General features: G+C 45.9%; 18 protein-coding genes. 5 read left to right on the top strand and 13 right to left on the bottom strand.

Annotated features, from left to right (window positions below; genetic code table 11):
- Window positions 1-1,212 carry an HmuY family protein gene (locus ED312_RS12755; RefSeq protein ID WP_170164509.1) on the top strand — a complete coding sequence of 404 codons (1,212 nt, stop codon included), beginning with the start codon at window positions 1-3 and terminating at the stop codon, window positions 1,210-1,212.
- Between the two features lie 109 nt (window positions 1,213-1,321).
- On the opposite strand, the gene ED312_RS12750 is transcribed toward ED312_RS12755, so the two are convergent.
- The 3 genes from ED312_RS12750 to ED312_RS12740 form a co-directional block, all read right to left on the bottom strand.
- Window positions 1,322-3,889 (bottom strand): TonB-dependent receptor, encoded by a 2,568-nt coding sequence (locus tag ED312_RS12750; RefSeq protein WP_123216403.1) that lies wholly within the window; start codon window positions 3,887-3,889, stop codon window positions 1,322-1,324.
- The gene (locus ED312_RS12745; protein ID WP_123216402.1) at window positions 3,846-4,760 is read right to left on the bottom strand and encodes a FecR family protein; all 915 of its coding nucleotides are present in this window, start codon (window positions 4,758-4,760) and stop codon (window positions 3,846-3,848) included. Before ED312_RS12745 ends, ED312_RS12750 begins: the two co-directional genes overlap by 44 nt.
- Before the next feature lie 128 nt (window positions 4,761-4,888).
- On the bottom strand, window positions 4,889-5,401 hold the full coding sequence (locus ED312_RS12740) for an RNA polymerase sigma factor (protein ID WP_123216401.1): 513 nt from the start codon (window positions 5,399-5,401) through the stop codon (window positions 4,889-4,891).
- Window positions 5,402-5,685: 284 nt separating this feature from the next.
- Between ED312_RS12740 and ED312_RS12735 the strand changes: the two genes are divergently transcribed.
- Entirely contained in the window at window positions 5,686-6,393 is a 708-nt protein-coding gene (locus tag ED312_RS12735; RefSeq protein ID WP_148044285.1) for a hypothetical protein, read from the top strand.
- Window positions 6,394-6,820: 427 nt separating this feature from the next.
- Here ED312_RS12735 and ED312_RS12730 read toward each other — a convergent pair whose 3' ends face one another.
- Entirely contained in the window at window positions 6,821-8,110 is a 1,290-nt protein-coding gene (locus ED312_RS12730) for a hypothetical protein (RefSeq protein WP_206363254.1), read from the bottom strand.
- Window positions 8,111-8,357: 247 nt separating this feature from the next.
- Here ED312_RS12730 and ffh point away from each other — a divergent pair, with 247 nt between their 5' ends.
- Both ffh and folD read left to right on the top strand, forming a co-directional pair.
- Window positions 8,358-9,695, top strand: coding sequence for a signal recognition particle protein (gene ffh, locus ED312_RS12725; protein ID WP_123216399.1), 1,338 nt, complete (start codon window positions 8,358-8,360; stop codon window positions 9,693-9,695).
- A 102-nt stretch (window positions 9,696-9,797) separates the two neighbouring features.
- Window positions 9,798-10,691 (top strand): bifunctional methylenetetrahydrofolate dehydrogenase/methenyltetrahydrofolate cyclohydrolase FolD, encoded by an 894-nt coding sequence (folD, locus tag ED312_RS12720; RefSeq protein WP_123216446.1) that lies wholly within the window; start codon window positions 9,798-9,800, stop codon window positions 10,689-10,691.
- Window positions 10,692-10,778: 87 nt separating this feature from the next.
- Here the strand turns inward: folD and ED312_RS12715 are convergent, their stop codons facing one another.
- The 3 genes from ED312_RS12715 to ED312_RS12705 form a co-directional block, all read right to left on the bottom strand.
- A complete protein-coding gene (locus ED312_RS12715; protein ID WP_123216398.1) occupies window positions 10,779-11,012 on the bottom strand; it encodes a hypothetical protein in 234 nt (77 codons plus the stop codon).
- Window positions 11,002-11,307 carry a hypothetical protein gene (locus ED312_RS12710; RefSeq protein WP_123216397.1) on the bottom strand — a complete coding sequence of 102 codons (306 nt, stop codon included), beginning with the start codon at window positions 11,305-11,307 and terminating at the stop codon, window positions 11,002-11,004. The genes ED312_RS12715 and ED312_RS12710 overlap by 11 nt, the downstream gene beginning before the upstream one ends.
- Before the next feature lie 105 nt (window positions 11,308-11,412).
- Window positions 11,413-11,976, bottom strand: coding sequence for an RNA polymerase sigma factor (locus tag ED312_RS12705; protein WP_123216396.1), 564 nt, complete (start codon window positions 11,974-11,976; stop codon window positions 11,413-11,415).
- A gap of 506 nt (window positions 11,977-12,482) precedes the next feature.
- Between ED312_RS12705 and sigZ the strand changes: the two genes are divergently transcribed.
- Window positions 12,483-13,025, top strand: a complete 543-nt coding sequence (gene sigZ, locus ED312_RS12700; protein ID WP_123216395.1) for an RNA polymerase sigma factor SigZ — start codon at window positions 12,483-12,485, stop codon at window positions 13,023-13,025.
- A gap of 7 nt (window positions 13,026-13,032) precedes the next feature.
- On the opposite strand, the gene ED312_RS12695 is transcribed toward sigZ, so the two are convergent.
- The 6 genes from ED312_RS12695 to ED312_RS12670 are packed head-to-tail and all read right to left on the bottom strand — an operon-like array spanning window position 13,033 to window position 17,687.
- Window positions 13,033-13,782, bottom strand: coding sequence for a LytR/AlgR family response regulator transcription factor (locus tag ED312_RS12695; protein WP_148044284.1), 750 nt, complete (start codon window positions 13,780-13,782; stop codon window positions 13,033-13,035).
- Window positions 13,763-14,812, bottom strand: coding sequence for a sensor histidine kinase (locus ED312_RS12690; RefSeq protein ID WP_123216393.1), 1,050 nt, complete (start codon window positions 14,810-14,812; stop codon window positions 13,763-13,765). Before ED312_RS12690 ends, ED312_RS12695 begins: the two co-directional genes overlap by 20 nt.
- A gap of 32 nt (window positions 14,813-14,844) precedes the next feature.
- Window positions 14,845-15,831, bottom strand: a complete 987-nt coding sequence (locus ED312_RS12685; protein ID WP_123216392.1) for an NAD-dependent epimerase/dehydratase family protein — start codon at window positions 15,829-15,831, stop codon at window positions 14,845-14,847.
- A 4-nt stretch (window positions 15,832-15,835) separates the two neighbouring features.
- The gene (locus tag ED312_RS12680) at window positions 15,836-16,627 is read right to left on the bottom strand and encodes an SDR family NAD(P)-dependent oxidoreductase (protein WP_123216391.1); all 792 of its coding nucleotides are present in this window, start codon (window positions 16,625-16,627) and stop codon (window positions 15,836-15,838) included.
- On the bottom strand, window positions 16,627-17,067 hold the full coding sequence (locus ED312_RS12675) for a DUF2062 domain-containing protein (RefSeq protein ID WP_123216390.1): 441 nt from the start codon (window positions 17,065-17,067) through the stop codon (window positions 16,627-16,629). The genes ED312_RS12680 and ED312_RS12675 overlap by 1 nt, the downstream gene beginning before the upstream one ends.
- 14 nt (window positions 17,068-17,081) lie before the next feature.
- Window positions 17,082-17,687 carry an SRPBCC family protein gene (locus tag ED312_RS12670; protein WP_123216389.1) on the bottom strand — a complete coding sequence of 202 codons (606 nt, stop codon included), beginning with the start codon at window positions 17,685-17,687 and terminating at the stop codon, window positions 17,082-17,084.
- Window positions 17,688-17,979: the final 292 nt, after the last annotated feature.

Genomic DNA, 17,979 nt, shown 5'->3' with positions numbered 1-17,979 from the left:
ATGAAACGATTTTTTATTTCACAAATCCTTGTTACGGGTTTATTGATCGCCGGCTGTAGCAGCGATGATGACAGTCCGGGAACAACACCCGAAATACCTGTGGTGGAATCCGCGACTATTGATGTGGAGTCCGGGGGGCCTAACCAGCCCAACCAGGTGTACATAGACCTGAGTACTTCCGAAACCACGGTAGTAAAAAGAGATACCTGGGAGCTGGGCTTTTATTCCGGTTCGCAAAACAGGGTGTTCCTCAATGCCGCCATCCTGGTAACGGCTGCAGAACTTTCGGAATTTACCGATATAGATGAAGTGAACAGCAGTACGGTTTTTGAAACACCTCTCGCCTTAAAAGGCCTGAATGCACAGTTCCAGTTAGCAGATGTGTCCGTTGCAGGGGTTGAAGAATTGAAAGCAGGTCTGCCTTTGAGTTATTATATGTACGGGGACCTGGACAACGGGATCATTTTTACGGATAGTAAAGAAGGAGCGTTGAGCGGAACAACAATTGCAGAGGTTTCTACAACGGAGTCGAACAATAAAGTATATATCGTTTCTGCAGGAAGTGAGATCCCTGCGGGGACACCAGATCCCGGAGATATATTAACTACAGGAGATCATAGAGGTTTCTACAAGATCCGCATACTGACCGACGGAAGTAGTTACACCCTGCAATATGCAGAACTGGATGCTACTACCCATGAAGAAGTGGTTATTACTAAAGACGACAGTTATAATATAAAAGCTTTTAGCATAGTAAACGGGGCCGAGGTAGCTGTAGAGCCTCCAAAAGAAGACTGGGACATCAATTTTACCAGTGTGTATTCCTATTACGGGAATATGGGAGGATTGGTAGCAGGGGCGGCTTATTCAGACTATGCTTTACACAACACTCTGGGTAATGTAGGATTATATACCGTATTTACAGCGGAGACCACGGATGGGGAAACCGTTGAGACCGGAGCACCTTCTTTCGATGAATTTACCAGGGCAGATGTAAAAGAGTCCGAACTGAAATACAACGACAGGGCTGTTATTGGCAGTGACTGGAGACAAACCCCGGGTTTTGGAGGTGGAACAGCACAGGTAAGGAATGACAGGTACTTTGTCGTAAAAGATGCTTCCGGAAACTATTACAAATTACAGTTTACCGCATTTATGAATGCTTTCGGGCACCGCGGATATCCGCAATTTAAATACGAATTATTAGAATGATGTTTTCATATCAATTATTTTGAAGTTAGTTAGTTTTTAAGTTTTTTATTTTTAGTTGCAGAAACCCCGGTAATTGTGCGTTGCCGGGGTTTTGTATTCAGGGAATTCCTTAAAAGAAAACGCGGAAGGTCATATTAGGGGTTATACCCAGTGAAAGGTTTTCCACCCGTTGTATATCCGTACTCTGGTCATCTTCCAGCCGGTAATAGATATCCAGGGTGTTCTTTTTGTTGAATACGTTCAATATGGCTATACCTACGGTGGCATTCACTTTTTCGCTTATGGAGAAATTATAGGTGGAGGACAGGTCGGCACGCAGGAATTCGGGAAGCCTGTCGCTATTGGAACTGTTGTAGTTAATGGTATTGCCCGTTTGTCTTTCTATGACCTCATAGCCTTCCTGCGGCATGGTAAAAGGCCGGCCGGAGTGCCAGTTGAGTCCGAGGGCCAGTTTCAGCTTGTTTATAATATAGGTGCCGGCAAAGGAAACGGAATGGCGGATGTCGAGGTTATTCGGAAAAGAGGCCGGATCGAGGGCCTCAAACTCGTAGTCGTTCACGGAATAGGTATAACTCAGCCATGTACTGTATCTCTCCGTCTTTTTGTTGATGAGGAATTCCAGGCCTTTGGTCGTATAGCTTCCTGCTGTTCTCAGGTATTGTCCTTCATTCTGGAACTCTTGTCCGGATGTGGTAATACCGTCTACCGTTTTGTAAAAAACTTCCAAGCCCGTATAAAAACTACTTCTGTTGTAATTGATCCCGACAGAGGCCTGTTTGCTCCTGGTTACCGGGAGATCGTCATTATTGGACAATATCCACCGTCTTTTCTCTACCCCCAGAAAATCGCGTTGCAGGTCGATGACCTGGTTCGTGACCTGGCTCCTCATTTCTCCCTGTAGTTCCAGGGCAAACCGGCGGTTGAGTTTTTGGCGTATGTTCAGCCGGGGTTCGTAGATGTATTTTTCAAATTTCCCGATGTAGTTGACCCGGAGCCCGCCTCTGATATATGTCTTTTTCTGTGGTGACTGATAGCTGACTTCCGAGAAAAAAGCGTGGTTTTTTATGACATCCTTTTCTTTTACCCGAAATCTCGGGGTATTGATATCGTCCGTATTGGTAATACCCACTTCGTAAAACTGGTACCCGTTCAGCAGGTTTATGGTGTTGGTTATCTTATAATTGGTATGCAGCCTTACGCCGCTTTCCAGTACCTCGTTGTTCAATATGAGCCGCTGGTCCGTAAAAAGGGTGTAATTTATGGCATCGAGGTTGTATTTGGTGTAATAGGCATTTACGGAAGAGGTGAACCTGGCAGACCATTCGCTTTCCACGCTGGCCCCGAAAGCGAGGTTCTGCTGGTCCAGTGTACTCTGTTTGGATTCGGATGTAGAAGCCGTACTTTCATCGTACAACAGGCTGTTTTTGAATATAATGGCATTTGCCCGTACCTTGTGCTTTTCATGTGGGTCGTAGAGGATTTTCAGGCTGGCGTCGTAAAAGAAGAAATTTTCATTTCTCCGGATGTCTTCGGAGACTTCCTGGTTATCTATGTCGGTTATTTTGGAATCCTGGAAAACACGGTCGAAATAGGAGTTGTATGTAGGGGTGGAAACAAAATCGGTAACGGAACGCCTGGCGGAAATATGTACGGCCAGCTTTTTGTCCAGGGGTATGCGTGCAAAAGCGTCTGCCCCGATGAGGTTAAACCCTGCCCCGCCGGTAAAGGCATTATCGATCTCGTCGGCAGACCGCATGTCTATGGTACCGCTTACGCCGTCGCCGTAAAGGGCACTTGCCCCGTTCTTGATTACCGATACGTTCCGGGTGAGATAAGGGTTGAAAGCGGAAATCAACCCGAAGAAGTGGCCGGACTGGTACATTTTTATACCGTCCCAAAGGATGAGGTTCTGGTCGTGGGAGCCGCCGCGTATATTAATATTAGACACGGTTTCGTTGACGCTTTTTACCCCCGGAAGGGCCTGTATGGTATGGAGTATATCCGGTTCTGCCAACCCGGGAAGTATACCGAAACTTTCGGTGCTTATCCCTACGCTCCCGTCCATTTTCTTTTGAAGCCCTGTTGTAAGGTACTGTTTAACCACAACTTCTTCCAGTTCCTGGTATTCGGGCCGGAGCAACAGGGGCTTACAGGGGGAGGCTGTCCATTCCGCTGCACGGATGTTCGTAGTCCCGTATCCCATAGACCGGATAAGGAGCTCCGCATTCCCCGAAATACCGGCCAAACGGAAATCCCCCAGGGTATCGGTCACGGCAAAACGGTTACTACCCGTAACCTCTACTGTAGCACCTATAACCGGATCGCCGCTGAGAGCATCTTTTACCGTGATACAGATGTCTGTTGTTTTCCGGGTAATGGTATAGTACCGGTTGTCCAGTTTTTTGAAGTTCAGTGAAGTTTGGACCTCTATCTCCGAGAGGATCTCCGGAAGCTGTTTTTCCAGGTCGGGAGGATCTATCCTGTACGGGGCGATATCTTCGTCCGCATAAGAAAACTTTATATGAAAATGGTTTTCCAGTGCGGGTAAAACACGGGCAAGAGATTCCTTGTCCTGGGCAGAAAGACCAGGAGAAAAACAAAGGAAAAATAGGGATAATAAAACCCCTGCCAATCTAATCTTTATCGGTGTATATAGTGATCTCGTCCTTTTTGCCATCCGTGAACTTATACTTTAGACGGAATGGCAAGGTAATACTTTTTAAGGCGGTTTCTATATCCTTATTACTAAAACTTCCGGTAAAATCGAGGTTCGTTTCTGCCCGTAGATGAACACGAACGTTATATTGTCTTTCGAATTCCTTCAAAACCAATGGGTAAGGAACGCTTTTAAAAGAACTTTCGTCACGCAACCACGAAGGTTCGGTGTCCGGGGTATTTTTTGTTTCCGCCTTTTTCCCTCCGAGGGCCCTGAAGGTCCCGCCGGGCAGGAGTTTTAGGGTGTCTTTCCGGTGGATGATCCTGACGGCCCCTTTATAGCAGTTTACCTCAAAATAGTCTTCCCGGTTTTTCACATTGAATTCCGTTCCCAGAACAGAAACCGTTCCGGCATAAGTCTTTACATCGAAAGTGCTACCGTTAACCACCTTAAAAAAGCCTTCTCCCTCCAGTAGTACTTCTCTTCTTTCATCCCATTTTTTACGGTTGTACGTCAGCACGGAGCCGGCATTCAATATTACCAGGGATTCATCCGGAAGTACCAGGTCCGTCTTTTCCGCATTGGCGGTGGAGATCACAGTGTCCTCCCCAAGGAGGAAGATATAGGAGACCAGAACAACGCTTATTACGGCAGCTACCCGGGCAAAACGTTTCCACGGACGGATTTGCCGTACCCCGGAAGAAGCGTGTTGTCTGCCCTGTTGTATTTTTTGCAAAACGGCATCCTTGTCAAAGGGCGGGGCCTTTAACTTACTCGCATATGTGGCGATCTTCTCGTAAGCAGCCAAATCCCCGGATTTTTTCAGGGTTTCCAGTTCTTCTTCAGAAATCTCACCGCTCAACCATTTTGCTAACAAGATATCGTTCTTCATTTCTGGTATTTAATCATTTAACAGTTTGAAGGGCAAAAACCCTACCTTTTCAGGTTTGTTATTATCAACCCGGAAGGAGGTGTAAGGACCTTCCGGTTTCTGTTGTTTCATCATCAGGGACATTTCGTCTAAAACCCCTCTATTTCACTCCTGAGGCTTATCAGGGCCTTGTGGATCCTTTTTTCCACAGCCTTTACCGATATGCCGAGAGAATCCGCTATTTCAGCATATTTCATACCGTCTATCCGGTTCAGAAGGAAGGCCGTTCGCTGTGCATCGCTGAGATTGGCAATGGCCGTCTGCAGTTTATCCATATATTCCTTTTCTTCCAGGACAAACTGTGGGCTTTCACTGTCTACATCACCGGTTTTTTCCTTGGCATAATGGAGTACGACCTTTTTATGGGCCACGATATTCAGAAACAAATTGTTGGCTACCGTAAATAAAAAGGATCTGGCTTTTTCAAAGGGTACCTTGCTACAGTTTTTCCAGAGTCTGACAAAGGATTCCTGTACAATGTCCTCTGCCTCCTTGCTGTCCCCGCATTTGTAATAAATAAAGTTGTTCAGCGTTTCCGCATAGGTATTATAAAGAGAGGTATATGTCTTTTCCGAGCATACCGGGCTGTCTTGTCGTAACATAGATCTAACATCTGTCTAGCAACAAAGATATTTATTTTGAAAATAGAAGGGAAGCCCGATATACATTAAACCTGAGAAAAATGCAGGTATTCGGAAAAAGCAATATTTATTTTTATTCTTCTACGGGGACTTGTATACTGTAAACCGTCTGTGTACATTGCAGTCACATAGGGTGATAACGAATGTTAAATCTGTATCCTGCAAATGTCCGCAGGGATATTTTTCAGGAAAAAATCAAAAAAATTAAAATGAAGGGTAGGGTATTTGGAATTACAACTGTTTTAATGACGAAATACGCCGGGAAAATAGAGAGAGGTTTTCCGGGAAGCCTTCGGGTAGTATGGATAACGTTCTTTTTATTTTTTTCCTGCCAGAGCGAAGTGAGTGAGATGATAGGGGAAGATCCGGACCTGGTAATTACATCCGGTTCCGAAATGGCCGTATGGATACAGAGAGCTACCGCCAATAACGGAAGCGCTGATGATTTTCTGGACGGTTATAGTTGCGGAACCGTAAAGTTTCCCGTAGCAGTATCCCTGAACGGGGCGGTACGAATGATAAACAATGAAGGGGACCTGAGCATCGTGAAACGGATAACGGAGGAGTTGGAGATACCGGTAACACTGCAATTCCCGGTGACGATATTGTCAAAGGGATATACAGAAATAAGAGTGAACTCCGCAGAAGAGTTTGCCATGCTGAAAGAAATGTGTACCCGTACTCCGGAAGACCGGATTACCTGTGTCAGTTTTCAGTATCCGCTGGAAATGCTGACATACAACGCTAATAACCAGTCCAATGGTAGCGTTACCATAGATGATGATGAGGACTTTTATAAGTTCATTGACCAGATTGGTAATCTGCATACCAGCATAAATTACCCTTTGGTAGCAAAATACATTACCGGGGAGGAAGTGGAAATAAGTACGAACAGCGAAATGATCTCCGTAGTAAAGGAAGGCAAAAATATTTGTGATTCCAACGGAGGATGAGTGACAAAACGGTGGGATGCGGACATGTGAAAAACGAAGTCAGCATCGGAAAAAAGGACAAAAAGCGGTTACCGCATTTAAAGTAATGAACTTGAAGATATACAGATATACAGTTGATATTTTGGTTTAACAATCTGTCTATATTTTTTACCAATACAATTATCAACTGTTAAATTTAGGTTGTTTGGATTGAGCTGTCGGGTAGGGGTGCCTGGCAGCCAGAAAAGAGGCCGTGAGGCCTCTTTCTCTTTTATACTAGTCTTTTGGGAGTTGTTAGTTCTGGAGTTGATAGGTTGTAGTTGTTACCTGATTGCTCAGGTACTTAGTTGGTACTGAACCTTAAATATTTATCCGGAACAAAACGGGACCAGATCATTACAAAAACAACTCCGAATGCCGGGACTTCCCGACTTTTTCACTCCGTACTCTATATTGCCGATATCCTTACAGAGCTGACTTCATCATTAAACCCGTCGTCTCCGAGACATTCGTCGGATGCCGTTTTTACCAGGGAACCGCCGTTCAGGTTATTGTCCCGGTACAGGATGATCCCATACCCGTTTTCCAGTTTTAAAGAGGAGATCTCATCGTTTGAAATACCGCGGGACTGCAAATCGGCAAGTGTGTAATCTCCCGGGGGGAGAGATACGGCATAGCCTTCATAGTTGCAGTGTTCATAGAATGTAGCAACCCCTCCGGCAGCATTGTTGTATGGGTTGTTGAGATACACGTGTGAAAAGTTGCCCAATCCGTAGAAATAATTATCCGTGAGTTTGGCCGGGTCCGTAGCCATTTCGCCCGACTGTACCAGCCCGTCGTCCCCGTCATTCCACGCCCACGGGGCATTTGCTCCTCCCGTGCCGAAATTATTTCCTTTAAAACCGCCCCCGGCATTGAAGAACAATTGAGTGTTTGACCGTTGGTCCCATAATCCCCCGGCTTCGAAAATGTCTACCAGTTTGTATTCCACATGAGTATCATAGTTGTCTGCGGGCGCCTGGGCATTGTCGGTCATGGAAGGATAGTAGATGACACCGTCGCCATTTATGTCGTACTGGGGCCAGGCCTTCAGGCCGTGACCTTTGGCCTCCTGGGCGGTCACCGGGTGTTGTTCTCCCTGGTATTCCACTGTCTGTAATACACCGTCCACACTTTCCGGTCCGCTGTATAAGGGACTGCCGGCTGTGGTGTAGGAATAGAAATCCGAATGGCTTACAGTAACGGCGCCCTGCAGGGAACCGTAAGCGGAGCCGTCTTTTTGTACGATCATCATTACCCCTTCCAGGTCATTTTCATGCTGGTCGAGTTCGTAAAGGAAAAAAATGTCCGTCCAGTCCCTGGGATGAAAAAAGGCGTAGATGATAAACCAGTGGGTAGTGGTTTCCACTACAGAATAATAGCAGTGAGCATACAGGGCATTGCCATAGGCGGGCAGGTTTTCCCAGTTGTTTTCCGCATTCCAGTCGCCGTCGTAATCTATTGCGGTAATGTAATCGGATTTGCCGCCTTCGGAATATGTGCCGGTAGCATCGACGTCCATGTAATGCACAGGAGCCCAGCGTTTGGCGAGGGCGGAGCTTCCGGAAGCATAGGTCATGGCCTCTGTTCCGGGGAGGGCTAGATCTTCCGTTTCGGGATTACTACAGGCCAGCAGGGTGCACAAGAACAATAAAACCGGGATCTTTCCGGTTAGCAAAAGCAGGTCAGGTTTTTTCATAAGTTTTTGATTTGTGGTTTATAAGAAGGGTAAGTTACTATTTTGAAAGCACCCGGACCGTATCGGCAGATTTATGAAAAAGAAAATTTTTTGTTAAAATGACCTGAACTTTCCGGTTTCCTGTCAGGCTGTGAATGGAAAATGTTTAAAATTAGGGCTTCAGCCTGGTTGTCTTCGGTACAAATTCTTAAATTTGCACCTGCCGCGAAACGAAGTGGTAGTCTTGTAAAAAAAGAAGCAGGTAATTATGTTTGACAATTTAAGTGAAAAGCTGGATAAAGCCCTTCACGTCCTTAAAGGACACGGGCAGATTACGGAGATCAATGTAGCGGAGACCCTGAAGGAGGTGAGAAGAGCACTTCTCGATGCCGACGTTAATTTCAAGATAGCCAAGGATTTTACCAATAGTGTGAAGGAAAAGGCTCTCGGGCAGAATGTATTGACCACCTTACAGCCCGGGCAGCTTATGGTAAAACTCGTCAAAGACGAGCTCACCGAGCTAATGGGCGGGGATGCCGAAGGGATAAACCTCTCCGGAAATCCTTCCGTGATCCTCATGTCGGGACTCCAGGGGTCCGGTAAAACAACCTTTTCCGGAAAACTTGCCAATTACCTCAAGAATAAAAAGACAAAGAAACCTCTTCTGGTAGCCTGTGACGTATATCGCCCCGCGGCGATAGACCAGTTGCATGTGGTTGGAGAACAAATAGGGGTAGAAGTCTATTCCGACCGGGATAATAACGATCCTGTGGCCATTGCCAAAGCGGGTATCCAACACGCCAGAGCCAACGGACATAATGTGGTGATCGTCGACACGGCCGGTCGTCTTGCGGTGGATGAAGAGATGATGGCGGAAATATCCGATATTCACAAGGCCGTTACGCCCGAGGAAACCCTGTTTGTGGTAGATGCCATGACCGGGCAGGACGCGGTGAATACCGCCAAGGCATTTAACGACCGCCTGGATTTTGACGGGGTAATCCTTACCAAACTCGACGGGGATACCCGTGGAGGGGCGGCGATTTCCATAAAATCCGTAGTGAACAAACCTATCAAGTTTATAGGTACGGGAGAAAAAATGGATGCCATCGATGTCTTCTACCCTTCGCGTATGGCCGACCGTATCCTCGGGATGGGGGATGTGGTTTCACTTGTGGAACGGGCGCAGGAACAGTACGATGAAGAAGAAGCGAGAAAATTACAGAAAAAGATAGCCAAGAACCAGTTTGGTTTTGATGATTTCCTTTCGCAGATACAGCAGATCAAAAAGATGGGTAGCATGAAAGACCTTATGGGCATGATACCCGGAGCTGGTAAGGCACTTAAAGATGTGGACATAGACGATGACGCATTTAAACATATAGAAGCCATTATCCATTCCATGACCCCGGGAGAGCGCTCCACTCCTTCCATGCTGAACGCTTCCCGTAAAAAGAGAATAGCCAAAGGTTCCGGGACATCCGTGCAGGAAGTTAACCAGTTGTTGAAGCAGTTCAACCAGATGAGCAAGATGATGAAAATGATGCAGGGAGGCAGCGGCCGTAAAATGATGCAGATGATGAGCGGAATGAAGGGAATGCGTTAAAAAAATTATACTCTCCCCTTCGGGGAGGTGCCGCAGGCAAAGGGAATATTCCCCGGCGTCAAAACCAATAAACTACAAACCAGGAACTATACAAACCACAACATGGAATTACTCGACGGGAAGAAAATTTCCAATCAAATTAAGGATGAAATAGCCGCAGAAGTAGCGGAAATGAAGAAAAAAGGGGAGAAGGTACCGCATCTTGCAGCCGTACTGGTAGGAAATGACGGGGCCAGCCTGACCTATGTGGGAAGTAAGGTAAAAGCCTGCGAAAGGGTTGGTTTTGAGTCCACTCTTGTTAAACTGCCCAGTACCATCAGTGAGGTGGAGTTGCTGAAGAAGATCAAGGACCTCAATGAAGATGACGATATAGACGGTTTTATCGTACAATTACCACTGCCAAAGCAGATAGATACCCAAAAGGTACTGATGGCCGTGGACCCCGATAAGGACGTAGACGGGTTTCACCCCGTAAACTTCGGTAAAATGGCGCTGGATATGACCACGTTCATTCCCGCAACGCCTTTTGGTATACTGGAACTGCTGGAACGTTATAATGTAGAGACCAAAGGAAAGCACACCGTAGTTATAGGACGGAGCCATATCGTGGGGAGGCCTATGAGCATCCTGATGGGAAGAAGAGGATTCCCGGGAAATTCCACGGTGACCCTTACGCACAGCCATACCAAGAATATCACCCAGATCACTTCACAGGCCGATATTATTATTACCGCACTGGGGCAGCCCAACTACCTGAAAGCAGAAATGGTAAAAGACGATGCCGTTATTATCGATGTGGGCATAACCCGGGTTCCGGATGAATCGGCTGCGAGGGGATATCGTATTGTAGGGGATGTCGATTTTGAAAATGTAAGTAAAAAAGCAAGCTATATTACCCCGGTACCCGGCGGCGTGGGACCGATGACCATAGCAATGCTCCTGAAAAACACACTCCTGGCCAGGGAAAGACATATGATAAGAAAAGAAGATCAATAGTCATACTTTTCAATACCGGATTCCGGGCATTCCCTCAGTCGTGATCTCTTTCTTTCGGGGAATGTCCGGGATCTTTGTTTTCGCGGGTTACACCAGTGCTTTACATTGTGTGTTCCGGTATGTAAGGATGCTTTCCACTTCTTCTTCCGTAATCCCGCAGGAGACGATACGGAGAATATTATCCACATCTTCCAGGTCGAAATTGGCCTGTTTTACGCCTTTGTGAAGCAAAAGTGCTTCCAGTATGGCATTGGCTTCATAGGTGGAATTTATACTGGTGGCAAATACCAGCACTTCCAGAGGGGCAGTTCTATTGTTCATTGTCGTTTTCTTGACGGTTGCACAGTTTTTCTTTCCATTTTTGCCGGAACCCGGATTTCCATTGGCGTCTGGCATAACCGGGAGGTCCGTATTTTCTTCGTCTGTAGTTCCAGCCGCTTCCCAGGAATAACAGTTTGCACAACAGCAAAACACCCAGGGTCTGCCAGAAGGTAAGTGTGGTAATACCGAATACGTATGGCATTAACCAGTTCCACAGTTGCATTACCACAAATACATAGAGCGCAATGCAGGCCAGTTTTACAACTACGAGTCCTATGATCTTTAATACTTTCATCTGTTTATTTTTTATTGTTTTTTATCGGTCGTACGGAACTTCTGATATTTGAAATAATCGTTCTCTCTGTGTTAATCATCATTCCGATGATATCGGTTTCATGGGTCAATCATTTAATTCGTTATACAAAAGTTGCAGTTCTTTTTTAAGCCGGACCACGGCATATCGTTTTCTGGACAGGACGGTATTTACCGAAACGTTCTGTTTCCGGGCGATCTCTGCAATAGGGATACCTTCCAGTTCGTGGAGGGCAAAGGCATCACGCTGCTCCTCCGGAAGGGCCTCCAGGGTGTATTCCAGGACCCGGTATACTTCTTCCTGCCACATCTCAGTCTCCTGGTGTGCCGGAATATGCTCCTGCAACCACTCGAAAAGACTTGTTTCGTTCTCATCCGTATCCGCAGGCCCCGCCAGGTCGGATTCGGGTGTAGGCCTCTTTTTACGTAAAAAGTCGATGGCCTTGAACCTGGCTGTACTGTAAAGCCAGGAAGAAATTTTGTCGAGGTCCCGGATCTCTTCAAAGCCAAGCACCAGGTTGTAAAAGACATCCTGTACTATATCTCTGGCATCTTCCCTGTTAGGTATCCATTGTTTCAGAAAGTGGATCAATTTGCCTTCCTCGGAGATTGTTACCCGTTGTATGACAATATTTTTTTCCTGTTGATCCATGCAATGAAGATGCGTTATACTTATATAGTCGGAATACCCGGGGAAATATTTTATCCTTTCCCGTTTTTTTTCAGATATTTTCTTTCCCGGGGAACCACAACCGAAAAAAGGAGAAAAAAATGCGTCTTTTCTGGGGATGTTCCGTCTTAATAAATGTAATCGAAAATTCTATACTATGGAAACAATACAAGATTGTAAATGCCAGTGTACATCCTGTAAAGAAGGGCATTGTCCGGAATGCACCTGCGAAAACTGTACCTGTGCGCATTGCGAATGCTAGAAGGCAGGAGGCAAAAGACAGAAAGTGCCGGGAGTTTTTTGCAGTGGTCACCACCAGCAACTCCCGGTAATTTATGATTGAGACTTTTTTACTCACTAAGTGAGATTTAAAATGCTCCGACGCTTGCGTCGAAACGCTTTTTTTCGGTTTTTCCGATTTATGCCTCGCGTCCCGATAATTATCGGGATTGCCCCGAGGTAGTTAATTTTTTCGTATATTGAAGATTATGGAAACAGCAGAAATATGGAAACGCTTTTCCGGTGAAATGAAAGCATATATCCGTGACAGGGTCAATGATCCGGAAACGGCGAAAGACCTGTTACAGGAGGTTTTTGCAAAAGTACACCTTCGCCTGGGCGACCTGGAGGACGAGGCAAAACTCAAATCGTGGTTATATGCGATTGCCCGTAATGCAATCATTGATTATTACAGGAAAAGCAGGACCGAAGTGTTATTTCCGGAAGATGTCGTATCTGCCGAACCTGAAACAGGGAAAGGAATGACAGAAAGGGACTGCCTTTTGCCTCTTATTGACCAATTGCCGGAAAAATACAGGGAGGCTTTGCTGCTCAGTGAGATACAGGGGAAAAAGCAGGCGGAAGTTGCCGGAATATTGCAAATCTCCGTCTCCGGTGCCAAATCGCGCATACAAAGGGGGCGAAAGTTATTGCAATACGGATATATGGATTGCTGTGATTATAAATTGAACGAACGGGGGTACCTGGTAGGTGAGCACCAGGATGACTGCAAGGTATGTAATCCGGAATAACCCCTCGCTACTGGTCCAGCCAGCTTTTAAAATACCGGACACGGTCCCTGCTTACGATAACATCTTCTTCACCCGGTACATTGAGCTCTATTTTCAGGCGGTTCCCGAACCATTGCCGGATAGAGGCTATTGCCGAGATATTCAGGATAAACTTTCGGTTTATCTGGAAGAATACCAACGGGTCCAGTTCTTCCGCCAGTTTGTTTACCGGCGGGTCTACAAAATGTCTTTCCCCTGAAAAAGTATGTGCGGAGGTCAATCCGTCTTCCGATTTAAAGTAGGCAATATCTCCCGTACGGATCGATTTGTAAAAATCGCCCAGTTTTACCAGCACCCGGTTTCTGGGTTTATCGGGGCTTAGTACTTCTCTCAAGATTTCTTTTTCGGGAAGGCGGAATATATTTTTCATCCGGTCCAGTTTTTGGAGTGCCCTCGAAATATCTTCTTTTCCGTAAGGCTTGACAATATAATCTATACTGTTCATGCGGAAAGACTTCAGGGCATAGTTGCTGTATGCCGTAGTGAAAATAACGGGTGCCGTTACCTCTACCTGCTCGAATGTCCGGAAGCAATGGCCATCGGCCAATTCTATGTCCTGGAACACCAGGTCAGGCATACCGTTGCTGCGATACCATTTAACCGCATCTTTGTTCGATGCCAGGATGCCTCCGATCTTTATCGTTCTATCATATCCGAGCAGCAGGTCACGGAGCCGGTCGGCCGTATGTGTTTCGTCCTCAATGATCAAGATACGCATAGTCTGTGGTTTTGGAGATGAGTGGTAAACGAACTGTGAAATTTTCTCCCGTAATACCAAAATCCAGGTCCTTCCGGCATAATAAATGAAACCTTCGGGATAAATTGACAAGTCCTATCCCGGTGGACTCATACGGATTTTCTTTCGGAATGATATTATTACTTACATAGATAAATTCTTTGTCATTATAAAGCCGGATATTTAAAGGGTTTTCCGGCCCGTAGCCATTGTGCTTAACCGCATTTTCCGTAAGTGTCTGTAAGGTGCCGGGAGGCAGGATAACATCCCGTCTGTCCGGTATGTCCAGGTCATTTTTCAGGGTTACGGAGTTTCCGAAGCGGGTCCTGATAAGAAAGAAGTAGTCCTTCATAAAATCGGTTTCTTCATCGAGGAAGACATACATTTGCTCATTCCGGTCTATGGAAAAACGCAGCAACCGTGATAATTTCAGAATGAAATCGGATGCGAGATCGGCATCTTTGTGAACCAGCGAAGACAGCACGCTGAGACTGTTGAACAAAAAATGCGGCTCTATCTGTGCTTTTAATAATTTGTAATGGGCAATGGCGTTTTCTTTTTTCAGTTTTTCCGTGAGCAACTGGTTTTCCTTTACGGTCAGTTCGGTCTGAAAATATTCGTAAAAACTCAGGGCGGAAATAAAAAGTATCAGTATGCCCAGGATAAGCATGGGGTTAAAGTACCCGATATCGCCCCAATCCGTTCCGAAATAACGGATATCGGTATACCTGTAGACCACATTGGTTATAAGCGCAAAAACATAACCGTATGCTATGCAGAAAAGCAGGTAGGCAAAAGGCTTTTTCCGGGGGGTGAACCACTTCTTTTTTATATAGTCCAGGAGGTACAGGCATAGCATCCACAGGCTTATGACAAAAAAGGAAAAATAAATTCCTCTACGGGTAAAATCAAAAAAATGATGGAAAGTCTCATCTCCCCATTTTATAATAAGATGCAGCCCGTAAATAAGGAGCAGACGTGCCAGAAAGATATGTATGGCCTTACTTTTCACAGTTATATATTACGCTCATCCTAAAATAGGGCTTATTTTTTTAAATAACCTTCTCCCGCAAACCAGCTTACGGAATTTTTTATGGCTTCATCTATGTCGGTATCTGGCATATGAAGTTCTTCTTTTGCTTTGGCATTGCTGAAGTAATTGTCCAGGGACAACATCCGCATATGTGTTTTCAAAAGACGTATTCTCTGATGAGGAAAAATACGGCATGCTATACCAAAGAGGTTTTCCAGTTGTCCCGGCAGGGGGATCATCCGTTTGCGCCGTCCGGTAATTTGCCCTGTCTTCCTGAAATAGGTCCTGTAGTCGAGATTAACACCGGAAAGCAGGTAACATTCTCCTGTTCTGCCCATGGTAAGGGCATTTGCGGTGGCAATGGCCACGGCACGGACATCTACAAAGCTTTTGCCTCCCTTCGGGCAAAACAGTATGCGGTTCTTCACGGCATATAACAGCAGTGCACCACTGGACGGTTTCATATCGTAGGGACCTACCAAAAAGGTAGGGGCTACAACTATTCCCGGAAAATTTTCTTCCCTGCTCTTCTGAAGTACGTATTCCTGGGCAAGATGTTTGCTGTAAGCGTAACCGGAGTACCGGAGCCACGGCATAAAGCCGGAGTTTTCGTTGCCGGGCTTGTCGAGGGTACCGTTGGTGAAGCAATTTGCCGTACTTACCAGAACAAAACGCCGGATATTGTGCTCCCGGCAGGCTTTTACCAGTAATTCGGTAGAAGCGAGATTGGCTTTTTTATAGAGGTTGAGGTCAGTGCTGTTCGGTGAGGTCATGGAAGCGCAATGGATGACATAATCGGATTCCATGACCGGCGGGCGGATGTCTCCCGGGTTGTGTAATTCACCTCTGCGGATGGTACAATCCATTCCTTTCAGGCCACGGATATCACTGCCCGGACGGACCATGGCAATGACCCGGTATTTCCGTTGCAGGAGTATCCTTACGATATGATTTCCCAGGAAGCCGTTGGCACCTGTTACCAATACGGTATCTGTCATTATACTACTGTTGTAATTCGCGTTGCAATTTAGTGCTGAAAATCCTTAGCTGGAGATCTACCGGCATAAATTTCTGTAAAATGGAACTGAACCTGTTCATTTTTCCCGGAATGATGATGTTTTCTCCCTGGAGCAGTTTTTCCATGCAGATGGCAGCCGTCGTTTCGGCCGATAGTATGGAAAAGCGAATGAATTTACTGTGCGTATTTATCCTTTTGGTCGTATCCCCGTTGGTGGGCATTCCGCCCGGATGGGCGACGGCTACGTGAATGTTGCTCTCTTTGAGTTCGGCATTCAGCCCCCTGGAAAAAGAATAGACGAAAGCCTTTGTTGCGGGATAGACGGTTTTGTAGGGCATGGGAGAAAAGGCCGCAAGGCTGGAGATATTGAGTATATATGATTGCTTCTGTTTTTTGAGGATAGGGAGTAACTGGTGCGTGAGTATTACCAGCGATTTCATATTCAGCTGCAGAATACCGTTTATATAAGCGAGGTCAGCGTCCATAAACTTTTTTGTTCCGCCGATTCCCGCATTATTGATAAGGATATTGATATTGTATTTTTTAATACTGGAAACCATTTCCGATATGTTTTCCTCCAGGGTGAGGTCGGTTTCAAGACAAATAACTTCAACGGCATGTTGCCGCATGAGTTCTTTGGCTGTAAGGTGTATATGTTCCCCCGGCAGGGAGATGAGGATGAGGTTACGGCCCTGTCGGGCGCATACTCCGGCAAGGGCCTTGCCCAGTCCCTGGCTGGCCCCTGTAATTACTGTAAATGTATTTTGATAGCGCATTATCTATATGTTTTTTTTTGAAACCAAAGCAAAACCAAATGGTAGCTTATCCATGCAGAACATATGCCGGTGATGCACCCGCCTGTTAAAAGGGAAGAAAAAATATTTTCCCCGGAGGATGCCATGACATATATGAAATCCGTACCGATCTTATCCGGAAAGACAAAATCGGGAGATACTCCCAAAATGGTCTTACCCAACCAGTAGTTAAATGCAAATATGAAAGCCCCGGTGAAGAGGTTGGTATTAAAAACGGCGAGACATGCGGCTTTCTTGTTTACACCTATACAGGTTGCCAAACCAAGGGATACAAAAACCTGTAGTCCGGGTATGGGCATCATCCCAATAAAAGAGCCAAGGGCAAACCCCCTGGCAATTTGCTCCGGACTGCCTTTCAGAGCAAAAATCTTTTTCTTTAAGATAATCAAAACTTCCCGCATAAAAAAAAACTTTTTCAAATTTGTTGCCGCAGTTGCTCTACGGATTCTATAAGCTTGTCCTGTATTACGGGATCTGCAATTATCCTGGGGAAGTCGGGGGGATCATAAGTGATGACGCGATGGGTTATTACCGTCCTTCCTCCGGGAATTCCGGAAAATTGCCAGGTAGCCTGGTAGGATTCTATCCGCTTTATACCGGGCAGTTGGGGTCTTGCCTGTGGAATACTGTTCATTTTCAGGAGAACAGTGCTTCCGGAAGTTATCAGTTCGTTTCTCGTGACCAGGTCCCGGGACCGTAAGGGCCAGGGGAAACGGAACTCCATATGGGCTTCCCACAGTTCTTCGGTTTTCAGCCGAAAATTACAGCTATGAACGGTTACGGACCATTTCCGGAACTTTTCGGCATCTTTGAACTGGCGGATAAGAGCGTGTACATCCGAATCTACGGTAAAAACAGCCTTCATTTCCCGGACCTTTCTTCCTTCCGGGGCCCGGACCCACCGATAGCTGATGACAATGCCCTTTTCATTCCTTGCCGTTTTCCAACCCTGTTCCTGTGAAGCGGCACTCCTGAAAAAAAGCAGTATACAAAAGAGTGTGAAAATGACCGATAGCTTCATAAGCGGCTTGTTTGACTGCAAATCTATGCCGCCGAAAGGCGGGAGCAAGGTAAATTCTGTCAGGCGGTCATATCAGGGGGTGGGTCGTATAAATCCGGAAATGAACAGTATGGGATGTTAACATTAATTTCTTACTGAAATAACTTCCAGTTAACCGTTTAACATTTTCTTTGGAAAAAATCACATTATATGAAATGAGCCATAACAATTGGGGTTGATCCCTCCCGATCCCGATAACTATCGGGACTATCGGGACGAAATGTTCAATGGCGAATTACATCTAACCGATTAG

Origin of the sequence: Sinomicrobium pectinilyticum, assembly GCF_003725735.1 — a bacterium.
Classification (GTDB): Bacteria; Bacteroidota; Bacteroidia; order Flavobacteriales; family Flavobacteriaceae; genus Sinomicrobium; species Sinomicrobium pectinilyticum.
This window is presented reverse-complemented; position numbering and strand designations above follow the sequence as displayed.